Raw genomic sequence first — 20,780 nt, forward strand, 5'->3', positions numbered from 1 at the left:
TTTTGCAACAAAAAAATGGAGAAGCTATGAATTCTTCTTTAGAAGATTTTAAGAAATATCGAAGCAAGATGAACGAAAGAATCCTTAATTCGGGATTTAGAGACTTTAATAAATTTTTTACTCTCGACAATAAGGCATATTATAAAGGTGCACTCGATACCAAAACAAAAGAGTTAATGGGATTGGTGGCTTCAATGGTGTTGAGATGTAACGATTGCATTCTCTACCATATCGACAGGTCGATTGAAGAAGGTGCTACTGAACAGGAACTTTACGAAACATTTAATATCGCTTTGATTGTAGGCGGCTCGATCGTCATACCACATCTCCGTTTTGCCGTCGAAAAGATGGATGAAATTTTTGCAGCTAACAAAAAAGAGGAATCAAAGTAATATGAAAATTATCTTCGCTACTCAGAATCAAGGAAAAAGTAAAGAAGTTAAAAATATTTTAAATGGTGATAAGCTGGAAATTTATTCACTGTATGATTTGGGAAACGACATTGATATTGAAGAAACGGGAACCACATTTAAGGAGAATGCTCTTATAAAGGCAAAAACAGTATACGACATTTATAAAGTGCCTGTAATAGCAGACGATTCTGGAATTGAAATAGAACAACTCGATGGACGGCCGGGAGTTTATTCTGCCAGATATGCCGGTGAAAATTGCACTTATGACGACAATAATAAAAAAGTATTGAAGGAACTGGAAGATAAACCTGAACCTCACATTGCGCGGTTTATTTGCCATGCTATTTATTACGACGGTAAAAATACAATCGAAGCAATTGGTGAACTGAAAGGCATAATAACAAAAACTCCTGCTGGTGAACACGGATTCGGATACGACCCCATCTTTATTCCCGATGGATACAATAAGACATTGGCAGAATTCGAATTAGATGAAAAAAATAAAATAAGCCATCGCTCTATGGCGTTTAAGTTACTGAAAGAAAAAATCCTTAAACTGAACGATTAATTATTTTTCTGCTATTACTACCTGTACCAATCCGAAGGTGAGTGAGTATTTTGATATTTTATCGAAGCCCGAATTCTTCAATAGTTTAACGAGGTCGATATTTCTATCGAATTCACCCACTGATTCAGGTAAATAATGGTAAGCTTCAGAATCGCGCGAGATTATTTTGCCGATAGTCGGTAGTATTTTGTTAAAGTAGAATAGATAGATGCTGCGTATAAATTTGTTTTCAGGTAGGCGGAATTCGAGTATGGTTACTTTCCCGCCGTTTTTCAGTACCCGTCTGAATGAATCAAATCCTTTTTGAATGTCGTAAAAATTTCGTACGCCGAAAGCCACGGTTATATTTGTAAAAGTATTGTCTTTGAATGGAAGTTCTTCAGCAATGCACTGAACTATACGTCCTTTAATCCATCCAGACTTTTCTTTGAAATGTGAAAGCATATTAAAAGATAAGTCACCGCCAAAAATATTGCGCACGCCTTTTTTATAAGCAGTTATTGCAAAATCGCCAGTACCACAAGCCATATCCAGCAATATGCTTTCATTGTTCAACGAACTCAACTCTATAGCTTTTCGCCTCCAATAGTAATCCGTACCCGCACTCAAAAAATGATTCAAAAAATCATATTTCGGCGAAATCGTATCGAATATTCTTTTTACTTTTTCTTTCTTTTTAATATCTGCTTTCATTTCAACTGGCTACTCGTTAAATTAATTAACAAAAATAGGAATAAAATATGGATAAATATATAAACGCCATAAAGAAAAGAGTTTGTTCAATTTGTGCTGATTCAGACGAAGATGGGCGTTGTACTTTGACTGATAACGAAAAATGTGCAATCGAAATATTTTTACTAAAAATTGTTAATATCATTCATCAATCAAACAATAAAGAAAATATTAATTTGCTCTACCAGGAACTGCAAGAAAAAGTGTGTTCAGAATGTAAAGCCAGAACACAAAACGGGAATTGTTATTTGAGAAGAGATTCTAATTGTTCATTGGATAGATATTTCAGTCTGGTAGTTGACACCATTCAACGTGTCGATGCAGGTTTTATGTTTTGAATAAAATTATACAATTTCAAAAATTCTTCCGTCGATAACTCTTCGGCTCTTTTATGCAAAAGACTATCGAGGTTGTTAAAGTCAATATCTTTGAACATACTGTTGCCAAGTGAATTTTTCAGTGTCTTTCTTCTTTTTCCAAATGCTGCTTTAACAATATCGATAAATAATCTATCGTCAAAATTTTCTGGTATTTTCTTATTGAACATAATTTTGATGATTGCGGAAAATACTTTCGGTTTTGGATAGAACACATTCGGAGATATTTTGAAACATAATTTTACTTCTGAAAAAAAATTCATAATAACGCTTAAAATGCCATAATCTTTAGTACCCGGAGAAGAAATAATCCGTTTTGCAACTTCATATTGAACCATTAGTAGTGCGTCGGAAACCGATTCTCTTTCTTCAATTAATTTGAATAAAATTGGGGAGGTAATATTGTAAGGAATATTTCCTATTATTCTTAATTTGCTATCAGGCGCTTTTAATTCGTGCAAAGTAAGGGTAAGAAAATCCCGGTTGATTATTTTTGCCAGCGAGAATTTTTCTCTAAGCTCATCAATCACTCTTTTATCAATTTCTACTATAGTTAGACTTTTAGTTTTATTGTATAATTTTTCAGTCAGAGCTCCTCTTCCTGGCCCTATTTCTAAGATATTATCGCCTTCTTTTATATCGAACTCGTCGATTATTTTTCCTATGATATTTTCATCCCTGAGGTAGTTCTGGCCAAACCTTTTTAAAGGACGTGGATTTTGTTCCATCCTAACTTCCGATTTATTTAATAATTTTCAATAGACAAATATTCGGTTTATATTTGATATCAAAATTTAACAAAATATGTTCGAAATAATATTCTTAGTATCGCTGTCGTTTTATTTTGCCGAATTGGTAATCTTTGCTATAGGAGCAAGGAAAGTTTATTATAAGATAAATAAAGGTGAACTTCCTTCGATAAGCATTATCGTCGCGGCAAGAAATGAAGAAGATAACATTATACCATGTCTGGAAGCGCTCGATAAATTGGAATATCCAGAAGATAAAATCGAAATTATTCTCGTTAACGATAATTCAACAGACAACACAGAAAAACTGATTGCTGAGTTTATTGAAGGGAAGAGTAAATTCAAGTTAATTGTACCCGAGAAGCAGATTGGGCATCTCAAGGGTAAAACAAATGCTCTGGCTAATGGTGTAAAAATTGCCAAAGGGGAAGTAATCCTTACAACCGATGCCGATTGCATAGTTTCGCCCACGTGGGCAGAAACAATAGCACGGTATTACGACGCCGATACTGGCTTTGTCGGAGGTATTACTACACAATTGGATAATACGATTTTTCAAGGTATCCAGGCAATCGATTTTGTATATCTTCTCACAATAGCCTCAGGAGCACAAAATCTGGGCAAACCTTTGAGTTGTATCGGTAATAATATGTCGTATCGTAAGCAAGCATATCTCGATGTCGGGGGATACGAAGGAATTCCTTTTTCTATAACTGAGGATTTCAATTTATTACGAGCAATTGATCGGCTGAATAAGTACAAAATTAAATATCCTCTTGACCCTGGGGCTCTGGTTGTTTCAAAACCATTACCTGACTGGAGATCGATCTACTGGCAGAAAAAGAGATGGGGCGTCGGCGGCATGGAGAGCGACCTTATCGGCTATCTTGTTTTTGTATTTGGGTATTTAACTCATGCTTCTATTCTACTTTCTCCGTTTTTCTTTACCCCCAACGTTTTATATCTAATTTTGTTCAAGGTCATTACCGATTACTTTTTTATTTCCCCTGTCTATAAAAAGCTCAAATTAAGGCTAAAAATTTCACACTTTCTCGCTTTTGAAATCTATCTAACTTTATATGTAGTATTACTCCCTTTGATGGTATTACCAAACAGGAAAATCAAATGGAAAGGCAGAACTTATTGATCACTATTCATGAAAGTATTATGAAGAAAATTATTACCGCATTTCTATTAATTTTTATAAATCTTTCATTAAAAGCTCAAGGAAATTTTCAACTGTTTCCGTCTGATCTGAACGTCCAACCTTTTACAGCAAATATCCTGGAACCAAAACTCGGATTTCTCTTTCATACAACAAACAACGAACTACGCCTTGATATTGGCAATTCAGTCGATTTAGTAAGATGGGGAAGCGGCACGGAAAGTTTTTCTGTAGGAGCCGACCTCTTTACTTTTACTCTTTTAAGAAGTGAATCCGATTTCCATTTTCCAGTTGATGCTGTGGATTATCTCTTCGGTTTAAATGCTGCGTGGAACGTTCGTAGTGGATACGACGGATATGGAGTCCGATTCCGACTCAGTCATATAAGTGCCCATTTCGTAGATGGTCATTATGATTGGCAAACGAATGATTGGCGCGAAGGTAGGAGGCCTCGTGTATACAGTAGAGAATTTATTGAATTCATCCCGTTCTATAATATTAATTCACTGAGACTATATGCAGGTTTTACTTATCTTTTTCACGTTGACCCAAGTTATATTGGGAAAGATAATTATCAATTCGGTTTCGATTATTTTTATGACGGTTTTTTCAAAACGAATTTATATCCTTTCATTGCGTATGATTTCAGATTGCAACATATCAATAAATATTCGGCTACACATAATTTAATGGCAGGATTAAAATTTGGAAAAAGTAACGGAAGAGGGATAAGTTTATATCTCAATTATTTTTCGGGTAATAATTTCCACGGAGAATACTTTGATAGCAGAGAAAATTATTTTTCTTTAGGATTTAATCTGGATTTATAAAATGGAAGACGAAATTTACGACATTTACGAACCGCGCAAAATTAATAAAGAAAAGAACAATTATATCGTACATATTGGATTATTTGTTGTTACATTTCTTACAACTCTAATTGCTGGTATGGAATGGACAACGGGTTCAATGGGACCTTATGAGATGACCGAAATATCGAAGGGACTTCCTTATGCGGCTTCGATTCTTTTCATTTTGGCGTCACATGAATTCGGGCACTATTTTGCCTCTGTCTATCACAATGTAAAAGCAACCCTTCCGTTTTTTATTCCATTTCCGCCGGTCCCAGGTTTCTTCAATTTCGGGACAATGGGTGCAGTTATTAAAACAAAGTCGCCAATTCCCGATAACAAAGCAATGTTTGATATCGGCGTGGCTGGACCTCTTGCCGGTTTTGTGGCGTGTCTGATTGTGCTGATCTATGGTTATACGCACCTGCCTCCTGTCGAATATCTTTTATCAATACACCCAGACTATTTTTCGCCTGATTATGGGAAGGATGCAGTCAATCTAGAATTCGGTTCGACTTTGTTGTTCGAGTTACTGAAAGCAATTTTTGCCAAACCGGGAAATTTTATTCCACCGATGAGCGAAATTTATCATTATCCTTACCTGTGCGTAGGTTGGTTCGGTTTATTCGTAACAGCAATGAATCTGATTCCTGTCGGGCAACTCGATGGGGGACATATCATTTATTCAATGTTTGGCACCAGAATACATGAAGCTATTGCCAGCATTTCGATGTCGTTACTGATTATTTTAGGTGTCTTAGGAATATTGGACTCGACGCTTGCCCTGAATCTTAAGATTGGCTGGTCAGGCTGGCTTTTTTGGGCCTTGATTCTTTATTTTATAATAAAAGTTAAACATCCTCCCGTTCCTTATTTTACCAGGCTTGGCAAGGGCAGGATGATACTCGGCTATATCGCAATTTTGATATTCATACTTTCTTTTTCACCAACTCCGTTTATTATTAGTTTTTAACTCTACTTGACTATTAGAGAGAAGTATTCTATTTTTGGTTCAAAAAAGAGAGAAAAGGTTATAGAAAAACTGTTACTCTAAATTTCGTAAATAGATACTTAAGAGGTAATTTCTATGACCTTTTCTTTTTTTCACATTAAGTTGTATCCTCTTTTAATTATTCTTGTACTTTCATTATTTACTGCCTGTGAAGACGAAATACCTACTGGAGTAATTGAATCATCCCGTAATAGTTTAGTCATAAAAAAAATTATAGTATCTGACTGGTTTGCCTACTCGCCAAACGATTCGCTTTTTAAATTTCAAGTCGAAATTAACAATTCGGATTTTATAAAAGAATTCTGGGTGCAATTAAGGTTGGCTGACGGTTCAGAAACCTTAATTGAGTATATGGCTTTAAAAGACGATGGCGACCTTACAGGTTCAGGAGATATTTCTGCGGGTGACAATATTTTTTCGGTATTATTGCCCATGAGTAAACAGTTTCCCTCAGGGAAATATGTTATTGAAGGATTTGTATTAGAGAAAAACGAGGCGTCTCTTGATGCAAAAAAAGTCTTTGCCTTCTACCTCGACTATAACAGTGAAAGCGAAAATTATTCTCCTGAGATTACCGAAGTTATTGTCCCTTCATCTGGAAGCGTGAATCAACGTATCACTTTATCTGTAAAGGTTTCCGATCCGAATGGATTGAATGATATTATTGAAGTTTACTACGAGTTGTATCGTCCGGATGAAACTCAAGTAAAAAACAGTCAGGGTATTTCAAAATTTCCGATGTTCGACGACGGGAACAGCAGCAAAAACGGAGATGCAAACGCAGGGGACGGTGTTTATACGGTTTTTATTCGTTTCCCGGAAGGACAACCTTTAGGTAAGTGGAGGTTTGTATTTAGTGCACGCGATAGGTCTGGTGCAATTAGTAAACCTGTTGAATTCTATTTCATTCTCAATTAAGCTTTAGGTGCAAAATGTTTTTTAATCTAAGAAGTAAGAAATATAGTATGGTGATATTATTAATTATTATGGTGTGCATGAGTAAAATTATCGAGGCTCAACAGTTTTCATTTACATATAAACTTGAGAATATTATATCACAAGCGCAGGGCAGCAATGAAGTGGAAAAGATATTGATTATTAACGATACAATATGGCTCGCCACTTCAAAAGGATTGAGTAAGTCGGAAGATTATGGTAAAACATGGATTAATTACTATCGTCATGAATCTTTCGGGGAAGAAGGGATCTCAGCCATAGCATATCATAATGGTACAATCTGGGCCGCCACGTGGCATCTCGAAGATGCTGCTGGTTCATCCGTACCTTATGGTACAGGGCTTAGATATTCACAAGATGGAGGCAAATCGTGGGTTACTGTAGAACAACCTGTTGATGCCCCGAGCGATTCGTCGATTATCTATGGAATTAATACTTTGAGAGCGCTGCCAGTAACTGTAGCACACAATAATTTTGTGTATGATATTGCTTTTACTGGTGATATTATTTGGATAGCATGTTTTGCCGGAGGCCTGCGTAAATCCGAAGATATGGGAAAAACCTGGACGCGAGTGGTTCTTCCACCGGATTATCTCGATTCAATTAAACCAACTGACCAGCTCAATTTTTCGTTACAGCCAGTGGCAGGTAAATTCGGCAGCGAGTCGTATCTGAATCATAGAGTTTTTTCGTTACTTGCAATTGACGATTCGACACTATTTGTCGGTACTGCTGGAGGAATAAACAAAACTACAGACGGCGGTGTAAGCTGGAAAAAATTTAACCATACTAATCAGAACAATCCAATTAGTGGGAATTTCATTCTCGAATTGTCACACAATACTGCAGATAATTCAATTTGGGCTGCCACATGGCGTGCTGAAGGTAGTTCAGAATATTACGGACTGAGCGTCTCCTTCGATGGACAGAAAAATTGGGAGACTTATCTCGTAGATCAGAAAGTCCTTGGAATTGATTTTAAGTATTATGACGACGGCACCTACGACGTATTCGCAGCCACAGAAGATGGATTATTCAGATCGAATGACCGACTTAATTACTGGATAGCAGCGCCGAGAATTTATGATAGCAATTCTGGCGTCGGTACGAATTATGTAACTCGCCGTTTCCGCTGTGTCAAGGTTTATCAAAAGAGTAATTATACCGATGTATGGATTGGTTCTCTCGATGGATTAATCAGATTTAACGATATCAATAATAATTGGGAAGGCAATTGGAAGGTTTTTCTGGCTTCAGAAAAGCTTGAATCCAACAACTCGTCCTATGCATTCCCGAATCCTTTTTCGCCTGACAATGAAATCGTCCGAATCAAATATAACTTGACCAAACCTGCCGAAGTTACAATTCGGATTTTTGATTTCGGAATGAATTTAGTCAAAACGGTAATTCAAAACGCTCACAGAAATTTGCAGGGCGATCAATTTGAAGTCTGGAATGGAAGAGATGAAGCGGGAAACTTTGTACCCAACGGCGTCTATTTTTACAGGATTGATAAAGGAGATGATAGCGAACCTCTCTTTGGAAAAATTATGGTACTCAGATAAAAAGTTAAGAGAGAAAAATGAAAAAAAATAAATTAATCTTGGTTGCAATTCTTTTTCTAACTACAAGTCTATCTGCTCAATACTCGGCGCTTAACAGCAAAGCGGGTAGCTTTAGCCGTCTTGGATTTGGCGCAAGAGGTATGGGGATGGGAAATGCAATGTCTTCTGTAACAACTGGTAATTTAACTGCTTATTATAATCCTGCTGTTTCGGTTTTTCAGGAAAGCAGTTTATTTCAGGCTTCATACTCATTCCTTTCTTTAGATCGCTCGTTAAATTTTATCGGATTTACTAAAAAATTCGGTTTGGGAAAAATTGTATCACCCGAAGGAAAAGAAAAATTCAGATCTTATGCCGGCCTTAGTATTGGCCTTATAAACGCTGGAGTTTCAGATATAGATGTGAGGGACGATGCCGGTGAGAAAATCAAAAGCATTTCAACATCCGAAAATCAATTCTTTGTTGCAGTTGCGAATAGATTCTCGGAAAAATTAGCTTTGGGCGTCGCATTTAAATTCTATTACTTTAGTTTATATGAAAACATGACTGCTACATCAGTTGGAATTGACGTAGGCGCTATTTATTCTTTAACAAAAGAAATGAATTTGTCGCTTGTTATTTCCGATTTGAACGCTTCATATAAATGGGACTCGTCAAACATTTATGGAGAGAGTGGTAGAAATACTACCGATAAATTTCCGCTAATTAAAAAAATGGGATTATCCTATAAACTTGACAAACCCAATTTGCTGCTTGCAGTTGAATGGCAGGGTAGCAATGTCGGTTCGAACATTTTACGTGGCGGTATCGAATATGAACCAATTGACAATTTGCACTTAAGAGGAGGTCTCGACAGATTTGAAATTTCCGAAGATGATATTCCTGTGCGTCCTTCATTGGGTTTTTCGTATCTTTACGGCATGAAAAATCTAAATCTGGGTATCAATTATGCATTTGTCGTTGAACCGTACTCAACTTCAGACCAACACATTATAGGAATTAATATACTTTTCTAATATGAAAAAAATAATTTTTTTATTATTCGTTGCATGGGGAATTATCTCAGGGCAGTCTTCACAATCGACAGGACTTTCAATTTTAAAGAACGGCGTCGGTTCGAGAATTATTGCAATGGGTGAATTGGGAGTTGCCCAGACTGATATTTATGATTTTGTGTATAATCCATCATTGCTCAGTCTCGATAAATCTACTTCTTTTTCATTTACACATAATACAAGGTTCAATGATATCGGTACTCAATATTTCCTATCGAAACTTAATTTATGGGGTATACCTGTTGGACTGACATTTGCATCTACTTCAATCGATGATATTGAAATAAGAACGCGTCCAGGTGAAGCGGATGCGACATTCAATGCCAACTATTTTTATGGCGGTGTTTCATTCTCGGGCAAAATATACAGTTCGTTCTTTGCAGGAGCCACGGTAAAATTTGTTTATGAAAATCTTTATACCGACGACGCTTCTGGCTTGGCTTACGATCTTGGCTTTTCTTATTCCGGTTTCGCAGATAATTTATTAGTTGGACTTTCAATTAGAAATCTCGGTAAAATGAATAATCTAAGGTACGAAGCTTCCGACCTGCCTTCTGAAGTCAGAATTGGAGCTTCTTATAAATTATTTTTCAATAACATAAATATTCTATTTAGCGCCGGCACGCAGAAATATTTTTACGGAGATAATTTACATCTGCACGGCGGGTTTGAAATTGATTACTCGAACACACTTTTTTTGAGAGCAGGTTATATGTCGGGATATTATTCAAAAACATTATCAGCAGGTTTTGGTGTTAAATGGAAAAATATAAATCTCGACTACGCATTTCAACCGTATCAATATAACCTGGGTGATTCACATTCCTTTAGTATATCATATTCATTCAGATAAAAAAATGGTCGCTTATGGAAATTATCCGTTATACAGAAGAATGGAAAGAAGAATGGGACAATTTCGTACTGGAATCGAATAACGGTACGATGTTCCATATGCAAAAATTTCTCGACTATCACGAAGCCGGCAAATTTAAATTCGATCATCTTATTTTTGTTGAAAAGGGGAATATCATCGCTCTTCTTCCAGGATCGATTATCGACGGCTTATTTGAATCGCCTATTGGTGCAAGTTACGGCTCGATTGTTACAAAAGATATTACTTTTGCTAAAGCGATGGAAATAGTAGAAACTTTGATCAATTATGGTAGAAAAAACGGTATTAAAGAATTTATGCTAACCGCTGCTCCTATGATTTATGAAGAATATCCAAATCAAAGCCTGGACTATGCTATGTTATGGCAGGGTTTTTCGTATAAACTTCATTACATCTCGAGCGCTATTAAACTTGACCCTAATAGGGACATAATTGAAAGGTTTTCGCCCACGATCAGAAGGAACATCAGAAAAACTTTTCGCGATTTCAAATTGCGCGTGGAAGTTAACGACAATTACGACGAATTTTACCCAATTCTGCTGGAAAACAAAGCCCGGCATGGTGTTAAACCGACACATTCTCTTAGGGATTTGTACAGGCTAAAGGAATTACTGCCCGATTATTTGAAACTTTTCATGGTTTACGACGGCGATAACCCAATCGGTGGATCGTTGATGTTTTATCCCAACAAAAATGTGGCTCTCTGTTTTTACAATATGTTGAAATATGAATACGCACACTTAAAACCAATACAGAGAGTTATGTATGAAGTGGTTAAAGATGCTACCGAAAGAGGATTTAAATATGTCGACATCGGCGTTTCGCAGGATACAAAGGCAGACAATCCAATGACACCCAGCATGAGTTTGATTGAATTCAAAGAAAAGTTCGATGCCAAAGCCATTATGCGCAACACTCTCTACATTAAGCTCTAAACGACATGAAAATATGTATTGCATTTCTGGGCAATTACAAACATGACTCGAGAATCACCAATCTCTCCAGCTCACTCAGATCTGAAGGGCATCATGTCGATATTATTTCATTTGATTGGTTCGGAATTGAAAGCGATATTATCAGAAATGATGCTGTCATATTTAAATTGCACAGAGGCGAAAACCGTCTTCTCTTTTATTTCGATTTTGCAATCAAATTATTAAGCAAACTTTTTTCCACACACGCAGATATTTATTTTGCTGAAGATATTTACACGTTACCCTTTGTTTATTGGGCTGCACGTTTGAGAAACTCAAAGGTCTATTATAACAGCAGGGAACTCTATCCTTTTATTGGAGGATTGACAAAACGTCCCATCCTTCAATGGATCATAAGACAAATAGAAAAATTTTTCATCAAAAAAGTTGACCTTGTACTGACCACGGGAGAACTCGATTCGGAATTCCTTCATAATTATTATGGGATTTCAAATACGCTTGTAATTAGAAACATCCCTCTCTACAAAAAACCCGACAGGAAAATAGAGATTAAAAAATTATATAACATCCCTAAAGAAAACATGATTATTTTGTACCAGGGCATGCTTTTGGACGGCAGAGGACTCGGTTATTTTATAAAAGAGCTGAGTAAACTTGATCGAGTAACACTACTTATTCTGGGTGAGGGGGAAAAGAAAGCATATTTTAAAAGACTTGCTGAAGAATACTCCGTTGAGAATAAAATTATCTGGGGTGGTTTTATAGAACAAACTGATTTAATTAATTACACAGCTGCAGCCGATGCTGGACTTTGTTTGATTGAGAATATTAGTATCAGCTATTATCATGCTTTGCCAAACAAATTGTTTGAATATATTATGGCAGCACTGCCAGTGATTTGCAGCAATCTACCGCAGATGAAAAAAATTGTTACTCAATATCGTGTTGGAGAAATTGTCTATATTGAGAAAGGTGAATCGGTAGCAGATATTATTTATAAATGGCTCGATAATCCGCCGCTTCTCCATGATTACAGAAAAAATTGCCTGAGGGCAGCCGAAGAATTAAATTGGCAAAGAGAGTACGAACAAGTTCGTGGAAAGCTATTCGGTGAAGAAAAATAAAAATAAACGGATTCTTATTGTTCGACCCGATAGAATCGGTGATGTAGTATTATCGACGTCTCTGCCGCGTGAAATTAAAAAAAAATACCGGAACAGTTTTGTTGCAGTTATGATTCGGGATTATGCGAAAGATGTTTACCTGAATAATCCCTTCGTAGATGAAATAATTACCTATAATCCAGCAAATTCATTTTTTAATACAATTAAGGAAATTAGGAGATACCGGTTTACTGACGCTCTAATGCTTTTGCCAGATGAAAGGATTAATTACTTATTATTTCTTGCAGGAATACCTTATAGAGTTGGAGTCGGGCATAAATTATTCCAGTTACTGACATTTACTCGTTTTGTAGACAGAAAAAAATATAATCCACTCAGGCACGAAGCCGACTATTCGCTTGATTTAGCACGTAAAATTGGAGTCGAAAGCACCGATTATACTCCGGAAATTTATTTAACAGAAAAAGAGCTGAAAATATCGGCGAGGAGACGTACTGAATTTTTAAATCAAAAAAAATTTTTAGTAGGGATTAACTCTACAAGTGGGGGTTCGGCACCTAATTGGCGAAGTGAGCAATATTTTAGTCTAATTGAATTATTGAGGACTAACGATGAAATAAGAGTGGTAGTAACGGATTTGAAACCTCCTGAAATTTTATCTGGCTTTGAAGATGTAGTTTACCCGAATCTCAATAGCAGTTTGCGTAATTCAATAATCAACTTCAGTACGCTCGATTTGCTTGTGTCTGCAAGCACTGGTCCGATGCATTTATGTGCAGCATTAAAAGTAAAAACATTATCGTTATTTTGTCCCATGACTGCTTGTTCGCCTCAACTTTGGGGCCCTTTGGGAAATATTCATAAAATAATCTTGCCAGAAAAAAGTTACTGTCAGCAGCAATGCCCGGGTGATCCAAAAAAATGTGAATATAAAGATTCTGAATTTGTGAGGCCCGAGAGGATTTACAGAGAGATAATAGAAATGCTAAATAGAGAATAATTTTTTATATTTGTGCTCCAATTTTGCCAGGCCCTGATTGGCAGGTTAATACCCAACCCCGCCAGGTCCGGAAGGAAGCAACGGTAAGTATCTAACCTGGGTGGTCAGCGGCTTGGCTTTTTTTATTTTAAATTTTTTGTCGAATTTCATTTTCTTATTGTTGCTAATTAAAATAATTCTTCGTAATATTGAAACGGTTTAATTATGTTTGAAATGATAAGACTTTCTACCAAATAGGGTTATTTGTCATCGAAATAATTTGTTAGTACAACTTTTTCGTTTAGTAATCAGGTTCTAAAACACTTAATACTAATACAGGAAGTTAGGAATGGAAAAGTCAGCTCACACCGCCAAACCAGAATCTGAAGTCTTATACGACTACAAAAATCCTGAATTATCCCCAGATGAAAGAGCCGAAGATTTATTAAAGAGAATGACTCTCGAAGAAAAAGTGGCGCAGATGTTATGTATCTGGGAAGATAAAAAGACGATCCTTTTTGACCAGGAGGGTAATTTTAGCTTAGATAAGTTAAGAGAGAATCTAAAAAATGGCATAGGTCAAATTGCACGGTTGAGCGATACAGACGGGGGGCTCAACCCGTATCAAATGGTCGAATATGCAAATGCTATACAGAAATTTTTAGTAGAAGAAACACGACTGGGCATACCTGTAATATTCCACGAAGAATGTTTGCACGGACTTGCAGCAAAAGATGCCACAAGCTATCCAGTTCCAATTGGGCTTGCTGCAACTTTCAATGTTGAATTAATTGAAAAAATATTTTCTGCAATAGCAGAAGATGCTCGTACACGTGGAGCTCATCAGGCCTTAACCCCGGTTGTTGACGTTGTCAGAGATCCACGTTGGGGAAGAGTTGAAGAAACATTTGGTGAGGATACTTACCTTGTTTCACAAATGGGGATTGCTTCGGTTAAAGGTTTACAGGGCGATGGTTCATTAAAGAATAACAATAAAGTTATTGCCACTCTCAAGCATTTTGCAGCTCATGGCCAACCGGAATCTGGTACCAACTGTGCGCCTGCAAACTTTTCCGAACGTTTTCTTAGGGATACTTTTCTTATGCCGTTTAAAGAAGCAATCAACAAAGCTGGTGTAATCAGTGTTATGGCTTCTTATAATGAAATTGACGGTATTCCCTCACATGCAAATAAATGGTTGTTAAGGAAAGTATTACGTGACGAATGGGGATTCAAAGGATTTGTTGTATCGGATTATTATGCAATAACCGAATTGTTTCATAGAGAAGAAACCGTTAGTCATGGTGTGGCTGCCAATAAAGTTGAAGCTGCAAAATTAGCAGTTGAAGCTGGGGTAAATATCGAGTTTCCAAATCCAGATTGCTATCCAAATTTAACGGAGATGGTGAACAAAGGATTAGTGTATGAATCGGACATCGACGCGCTGGTTTTACCGATGCTCAAGTATAAATTTAAGCTGGGCTTGTTTGATAATCCATACATTGAAGTTGAACCAGGTCAATTTGAAAAAAAACTGGAAGCCGACAGAGAACTTGCTTTGCAAGCTGCAAGAGAGACAATTACTCTTCTAAAAAATGAAGGTAATCTTCTTCCTTTAAGGAATTTCAAAAAAATAGCTGTTATTGGTCCAAATGCCGATAGAATGCTTTTGGGGGGATATCATGGTACTCCGAAATATTATACTTCGGTTTATCAGGGTATCAAAGAAAAAGTCGGCAACAAAGGGGAAGTCTTTTACAGCGAAGGTTGCAAAATTACGGTCGGTGGATCATGGAACGAAGACGAGGTATTATTGCCAGATCCGGCTGAAAATGAACAGTTAATTAATCAGGCGGTTGCCGTTGCTCAAAAATCCGATGTCGCTGTGCTGGTTCTGGGGGGAAACGAACAGACATCACGCGAAGCATGGAATAAAAATCATCTTGGCGACCGCCCTTCGCTTGAACTGGTTGGCAGCCAAAATAAATTGGTTGAAGAAATTTTGAAAACCGGTAAGCCTGTTGTCGTACTCCTCTTTAATGGCAGACCGAATTCGATCGGATTTATCAAGGATAATGTCCCTGCAATCCTGGAATGCTGGTATCTTGGACAGGAGACCGGCAATGCCGTGGCTGATGTATTGTTCGGAGAGTATAATCCAAGTGGTAAATTACCAGTTTCAATTCCGAGATCTGCTGGTCATATTCCAGCACATTATAGTCATAAGCCTTCGGCAAGAAGAGGTTACCTTTTCGACGATGTTTCTCCACTCTTTGCATTCGGTTACGGCTTGAGTTATACAAAATTTAGTTTCGCTAACCTGAAACTGAGCAAAGATGTTATATCAGCTGATGAAAAAGTAAACGTGTCAGTTGATGTTAAGAATGAAGGACAATTACCAGGAGAAGAAGTAGTTCAACTTTATATAAGAGATAAAGTCAGCTCCGTTACCCGACCTGTAAAAGAATTAAAAGGATTCAAAAAAATTAAACTCGACCCTGGTCATACTACTACTGTAATATTTGAATTATTACCTGAAAATCTGGCGTTTACAAATGTTGATATGAAATTTGTAGTTGAGCCCGGAGAATTCGAAATAATGGTAGGCAATTCTTCGCGTAACGAAGATTTAATAAAAACAATTTTAACGGTCAAATGAAAATAAAAAGAGTTTTGTCCTAAACTTTAGCCGGTTTATTTCGGTAAAGTGATTGGACGCAGAGTATGACAATAAATACTATATTATATAACTGTTGTGGGGGGACATACAACAGGGAGGAAAATTGTCGCATGTCTCCCAATTTTTTAAATATGACCATCTTAGAACTTAATCCAATCCAGAATAATATTCTTTCCTTAATAAAATCACTTAAGAGGTAGCTGTGGAAAACAATAAGAAATATTTGTCTCTAAAGGAAAAAATTGGTTATAGTCTCGGAGATACCGCTTCCAACCTCTATTTCCAGACTTTTATGTTGTTTTTGATGTATTTCTATACTGACGTATATGGATTACCTGCCGCTACTGTGGGCACAATATTTTTAATTACGCGAATTTGGGATACAATTAATGATCCGATTATGGGTACTATAGCAGACCGTACGAATACGCGCTGGGGCAAGTTCAGACCTTATCTAATTTGGGCTTCAATTCCTTTTGGAATTTTAGGTGTACTTACATTTACAACTCCAAATTTTGATCCTACTGGAAAACTCGTTTATGCTTTTGTTACTTATAACCTGTTGATGATGGCATATACGGCGGTCAATGTTCCATATTCGGCGTTAATGGCAGTCATAACTCCAAATTCGATGGAAAGAACCGAGCTATCGTCTTTCCGATTTGTCGCTGCTTTCGTCGGAGGACTTATTGTACAGGCTTCTGTTCTTGCCCTCGTCAAATACTTTGGTGGCAATAACGAAGCTTTAGGTTGGCAATGGACAATGGGAGTGCTTTCTATCCTTGCCATTTTGTTATTCTTTACTACTTTCATTACTACAAAAGAACGCGTTTACCCACCGAAAGAACAAAAGAGTGATTTCAAACAGGATTTAAAGGATCTGATTTCTAACAGGCCATGGTTATTGATAGCAGGCGCCACAGTTTTCCAATTGATTTTTATTGTCGTCAGAAATTCTACCATTATGTACTACTTCAAATATTATATTCTCGACCGGAAGCTAAATTTACTTGGTACTACTTATGAACTTTCTTACGAATTATTATCGTCATCGTTTATGCTTTCAGGTACAATTGTAACGATTATTGGCGCAATATTGACGAAATGGTTTGCCAAAAAATTCGACAAGAAAAATACCTATACATTTTTCCTTTTAGGCAGTGCAATTTTCAGCGCCGCAATATTTCTGGTTCCACCAGATGCAATTATATTGCTCTTTCTGCTGAACTTGATCTTATCGTTTTTCTTCGGTCCGGTGTCTGTACTTCAATGGGCGCTTTATACAGACACTGCTGATTATTCTGAATGGAAAAATAAACGAAGAGCCACTGGATTAATAATGGCAGCTTCCCTTTTTTCGTTGAAGCTTGGATTAACTCTGGGAGGAGCAATTGTAGGATGGCTACTTGCATATTACGGATTTGTAGCAAATCAGGTACAAACAGCCGAGACAATTACAGGAATTAAACTGTTAATGACAGTCTATCCTGCAATTGCGGGCGTAATTGGAAGTTTACTGATGATTAAATATCCTCTGAATAATAAAATGATGTCTGAAATAGAAGTGGAATTAGAGGGCAGACGTTCTAATGAATTGGCAACTAATTAATTAAATAAATATTGGAGGCGGGTATGACTCTCGATATACCAATTAAAAAGATTTTTATAACTCTGGTTCTACTCATCTTTACAATTAGTATTCCTCTCAATGCCCAGGGAAAAGGTAGTTTGAGAGGCACGGTTTACGATAAAGAAACAAATGAAACTTTACCTGGTGCAAATGTCCTCGTTAAAGGGACAACTCTGGGCGCTGCTTGCAATTTGGACGGAGAATACCTAATAAGAAATATTCCCGCGGGTCGTCATACAATTATTGTCAGTTATATAGGATACGAACCCGATAGTGTTGTTGTAGATATTCCCGTTGGCAAGACTCTTGCGCAAAATTTTTATCTCGAAATAACTGCTATCGAAGGGCAGGACATAATTATTACTGCTCAGGCACAGGGACAATTAGAAGCTATCAACCAGCAATTAACTTCTGATAAAATTGCAAATATTGTCTCAGAAGCAAGGATTCAGGAATTGCCCGACTTTAATGCTGCAGCTGCACTCAGTCGACTCCCTGGTATCTCAACTCAAAAAAGCTCGGGTGAGGATAGCAAAATAGTTATTCGTGGACTTTCACCGAAGTACAACTCGATAGAAGTGGAAGGTGTGAAATTATCTGCCACAGGTAGTTCGTCAATCGGTATCACATCAGATCCATACGTAGCAACGGGCGGATTAAACAACGACCGCAGCGTTGACCTGACTATGATTTCACCTTATATGATCAGAATGATTGCAGTTTATAAATCTTTAACACCCGATATGAATGCTAATTCAATCGGTGGTACTGTCAATATGGAATTGAGAGAGGCACCGGCCGGTTTGCATTGGAATTTACTTTATCAGCAGGGCTATACTGCAAAAAGTAATACGTATGGAAATTTCCGCGCTGTAGCATCGGCAAGCAATCGATTCTTCAACGACAAGCTTGGAGTTTATGCATTGGTTAACGCAGAATCCTATGATCGGGATGCTGACAATATGGATGCTGGTTACGCACTTGCCGCCGAAGAAGTTCAAATTGACCCAACTACAGGCTATCGTCCCGTAAAAGTTACTTCAGTTACATTTAACCGTCATATTGAAACGAGAAAACGTTTTGGAGCTAATTTAATAATGGATTATACCCTGCCAGGTGGATCGATAAAATTTGTTAATATGTTTGCTCGCTTAAATTCAGATTATACCGACAACAGGCAAACAATTAATTACGACAATGGCAGAATGGAATGGCAGTTAAGATTAGGCGACAATACTGTCGACCAGCGCATGCACTCTATCAAACTCGATTACGATTTCGGCTTTATGACAGCTGATCTATCAGCCAATTATACTTCGGCAAACAATGTGTTAGATAAATCTCCTGTAATCAATTTTAACCAGACCGATGCGCTTCAAGGAGGTATTAAAAGGGACAATGTAAAACCAGAAGACTTGACATACTTGCTTACAGCTTACAAGGGTTCAGATGAAGTTGTATTGAGAAGTGCAAATCTTTTCAGTAATAATTATCTTGAAGAAAAATTCTCGTATAAAGCCGATTTTGAAATTCCATTTAGTTTTGGAAAATCACTCAGCGGTTTCTTTAAGTTTGGTGGACAGATTAACAATCAATACAACCGTACAGATCAGGAAGCACCTTACCTTGGATTCAATGGCAGCGCAAATTCTACTGACAATGATATCCAGTCAAAATTAATGCGAACCATTAAAGACCAATTCGGCATTTCAACTAACGACAGAGGTGAACTGGTTGGTACTTCGTTTATAAATAATGACAGCAAACTTTATGATCCTTTCCTCGACAATAAATATGGTTCCATCTACTATGTAGCAAATCCAGGCATACTCATCGATATTTTGAATTATATTATTGGCAATCCTCAATTCGATGCTTCAAATAAGGAGTACAGCACTGGTGCACAAGGTGGATGGTATGATGGACCATTCCAGCAGCTTACGAACGATTACAGATATAATGAAGATTATTATGCAACATACGGTATGTTTAAAGTTAATTTCTGGAAATTTATGGTTATCGCAGGTGCCCGTTATGAAAAAGTTAACACCAAATATTTTGCTTACAATGCAAGAGACGTACGCAATGCTCAGGCGCAGATTATGTATGATACAACAGACCACAAATCAAATGAATTTTTACTACCGATGGGACAAATTAAATTCTCGCCCACAAAATGGCTCGACATTCGATACGCATATACTCAAACATTATCGAGACCGGATTATCATTTAATTAGTCCTAAATTTACAATTACACAAAATAATACTATCTATACAGGAAATCCTGAACTCAAGCCTGCACAGGCTTATAATCATGATCTCAGTTTTACTTTCCATGCAAATGAAATTGGTCTTTTATCAATTGGAGCTTTTTATAAAACAATTGAAAACTTCGTTTATAACGCAAGTTATCAGCTCGATGCTGCCGAAGGAGCTGGCATCGACTCTTTACCACGTTATCAAATTGTACGAGATGGAGCTTATGTAGTTACACCTGTAGTTAATCCTACTACGGGGAAATCGAATGCGACAGTTTTCAGACCATTGAATAATCCCTTTGATGCTACTGTTAAAGGACTTGAATTCGATTTACAGCATAATTTCTGGTACCTTCCTTCGCCATTTAACAATATTGTATTTGGTATTAATTATGCTCGCATATCGTCTGAAACCCGCTATCCGTTCTTTGATGTGAAAGTTAAGGTTGTGGGAAGAGAGAGAATTCCTGTATTGGTTGATAGTTCATCGACAGGAAGATTACTGGATCAACCTAATCATGTTTTGAATGCTTATATTGGTTATGACTACAAAGATTTTTCAATCCGACTTTCATTTGTATACCAGGATCAAATTGCAACTGGTAACGGTGGAAGATATCCAGAAAACGATTCTTATTCTGACGATTATTTCAGGGTCGATTTGTCTGCACGACAAAAACTTCCATTCTTCAATTCTGAGTTATTCCTCGATTTCAGCAACCTCAATAATGCGAATACACAATCATTGCATAAATCAACCGGCGGTTTCAGAAATATTCAGAATTATGGTCTTACGGCTAATGTCGGTATAAGGCTGAGATATTAGTAAATAACTT

At 37.0% G+C, this 20,780-nt stretch carries 18 protein-coding genes and 1 other RNA gene; 17 read left to right on the plus strand and 2 right to left on the minus strand.

The annotated features are described in order from the left end of the window. Positions 1-26: 26 nt before the first annotated feature. The gene (locus tag ACUN8G_RS01140; protein WP_437346962.1) at positions 27-392 is read left to right on the plus strand and encodes a carboxymuconolactone decarboxylase family protein; all 366 of its coding nucleotides are present in this window, start codon (positions 27-29) and stop codon (positions 390-392) included. Position 393: 1 nt separating this feature from the next. Continuing rightward, a complete protein-coding gene (gene rdgB / locus ACUN8G_RS01145) occupies positions 394-981 on the plus strand; it encodes an RdgB/HAM1 family non-canonical purine NTP pyrophosphatase (RefSeq protein ID WP_437346963.1) in 588 nt (195 codons plus the stop codon). Here rdgB and ubiE read toward each other — a convergent pair whose 3' ends face one another. Next, positions 982-1,674: a bifunctional demethylmenaquinone methyltransferase/2-methoxy-6-polyprenyl-1,4-benzoquinol methylase UbiE gene (gene ubiE, locus ACUN8G_RS01150; protein ID WP_437346964.1), complete on the minus strand. Its 693-nt coding sequence runs from the start codon at positions 1,672-1,674 to the stop codon at positions 982-984. It lies immediately after the preceding gene. 47 nt (positions 1,675-1,721) lie between these two features. Here ubiE and ACUN8G_RS01155 point away from each other — a divergent pair, with 47 nt between their 5' ends. Then, positions 1,722-2,051, plus strand: a complete 330-nt coding sequence (locus tag ACUN8G_RS01155; RefSeq protein WP_437346965.1) for a hypothetical protein — start codon at positions 1,722-1,724, stop codon at positions 2,049-2,051. Here ACUN8G_RS01155 and rsmA read toward each other — a convergent pair. Then, positions 2,021-2,818 carry a 16S rRNA (adenine(1518)-N(6)/adenine(1519)-N(6))-dimethyltransferase RsmA gene (rsmA, locus tag ACUN8G_RS01160; protein ID WP_437346966.1) on the minus strand — a complete coding sequence of 266 codons (798 nt, stop codon included), beginning with the start codon at positions 2,816-2,818 and terminating at the stop codon, positions 2,021-2,023. The two genes, ACUN8G_RS01155 and rsmA, sit on opposite strands and share 31 nt — an antisense overlap. A 76-nt stretch (positions 2,819-2,894) precedes the next feature. Here rsmA and ACUN8G_RS01165 point away from each other — a divergent pair, with 76 nt between their 5' ends. The 14 genes from ACUN8G_RS01165 (at position 2,895) to ACUN8G_RS01230 (ending at position 20,770) form a co-directional block, all read left to right on the plus strand. Next, positions 2,895-3,986 carry a glycosyltransferase gene (locus tag ACUN8G_RS01165; RefSeq protein ID WP_437346967.1) on the plus strand — a complete coding sequence of 364 codons (1,092 nt, stop codon included), beginning with the start codon at positions 2,895-2,897 and terminating at the stop codon, positions 3,984-3,986. After that, a complete protein-coding gene (locus ACUN8G_RS01170) occupies positions 3,965-4,834 on the plus strand; it encodes a DUF1207 domain-containing protein (RefSeq protein ID WP_445480888.1) in 870 nt (289 codons plus the stop codon). Before ACUN8G_RS01165 ends, ACUN8G_RS01170 begins: the two co-directional genes overlap by 22 nt. A 1-nt stretch (position 4,835) precedes the next feature. Beyond that, the gene (locus ACUN8G_RS01175) at positions 4,836-5,828 is read left to right on the plus strand and encodes a site-2 protease family protein (RefSeq protein WP_437346969.1); all 993 of its coding nucleotides are present in this window, start codon (positions 4,836-4,838) and stop codon (positions 5,826-5,828) included. Between the two features lie 114 nt (positions 5,829-5,942). Next, positions 5,943-6,785 (plus strand): hypothetical protein, encoded by an 843-nt coding sequence (locus tag ACUN8G_RS01180; RefSeq protein WP_437346970.1) that lies wholly within the window; start codon positions 5,943-5,945, stop codon positions 6,783-6,785. 47 nt (positions 6,786-6,832) lie between these two features. Next, entirely contained in the window at positions 6,833-8,389 is a 1,557-nt protein-coding gene (locus ACUN8G_RS01185) for a FlgD immunoglobulin-like domain containing protein (RefSeq protein ID WP_437346971.1), read from the plus strand. 17 nt (positions 8,390-8,406) lie between these two features. Then, on the plus strand, positions 8,407-9,405 hold the full coding sequence (locus ACUN8G_RS01190) for a PorV/PorQ family protein (RefSeq protein ID WP_437346972.1): 999 nt from the start codon (positions 8,407-8,409) through the stop codon (positions 9,403-9,405). Position 9,406: 1 nt separating this feature from the next. After that, positions 9,407-10,297 carry a PorV/PorQ family protein gene (locus ACUN8G_RS01195; protein WP_437346973.1) on the plus strand — a complete coding sequence of 297 codons (891 nt, stop codon included), beginning with the start codon at positions 9,407-9,409 and terminating at the stop codon, positions 10,295-10,297. A gap of 14 nt (positions 10,298-10,311) precedes the next feature. Then, the gene (locus ACUN8G_RS01200; RefSeq protein ID WP_437346974.1) at positions 10,312-11,271 is read left to right on the plus strand and encodes a GNAT family N-acetyltransferase; all 960 of its coding nucleotides are present in this window, start codon (positions 10,312-10,314) and stop codon (positions 11,269-11,271) included. 5 nt (positions 11,272-11,276) lie between these two features. After that, positions 11,277-12,395 (plus strand): glycosyltransferase, encoded by a 1,119-nt coding sequence (locus ACUN8G_RS01205; protein ID WP_437346975.1) that lies wholly within the window; start codon positions 11,277-11,279, stop codon positions 12,393-12,395. Further along, on the plus strand, positions 12,382-13,395 hold the full coding sequence (locus tag ACUN8G_RS01210; protein WP_437346976.1) for a glycosyltransferase family 9 protein: 1,014 nt from the start codon (positions 12,382-12,384) through the stop codon (positions 13,393-13,395). The genes ACUN8G_RS01205 and ACUN8G_RS01210 overlap by 14 nt, the downstream gene beginning before the upstream one ends. A gap of 24 nt (positions 13,396-13,419) precedes the next feature. Further along, an RNA gene (gene ffs / locus ACUN8G_RS01215) (signal recognition particle sRNA small type) lies at positions 13,420-13,516 on the plus strand. 207 nt (positions 13,517-13,723) lie between these two features. Beyond that, on the plus strand, positions 13,724-16,033 hold the full coding sequence (locus tag ACUN8G_RS01220) for a glycoside hydrolase family 3 N-terminal domain-containing protein (RefSeq protein WP_437346977.1): 2,310 nt from the start codon (positions 13,724-13,726) through the stop codon (positions 16,031-16,033). Positions 16,034-16,256: 223 nt separating this feature from the next. Further along, positions 16,257-17,663 (plus strand): MFS transporter, encoded by a 1,407-nt coding sequence (locus ACUN8G_RS01225; protein WP_437346978.1) that lies wholly within the window; start codon positions 16,257-16,259, stop codon positions 17,661-17,663. 23 nt (positions 17,664-17,686) lie between these two features. Continuing rightward, positions 17,687-20,770 (plus strand): TonB-dependent receptor, encoded by a 3,084-nt coding sequence (locus ACUN8G_RS01230; RefSeq protein WP_437346979.1) that lies wholly within the window; start codon positions 17,687-17,689, stop codon positions 20,768-20,770. Positions 20,771-20,780: the final 10 nt, after the last annotated feature.

It is taken from the genome of Melioribacter sulfuriphilus, from assembly GCF_052656625.1.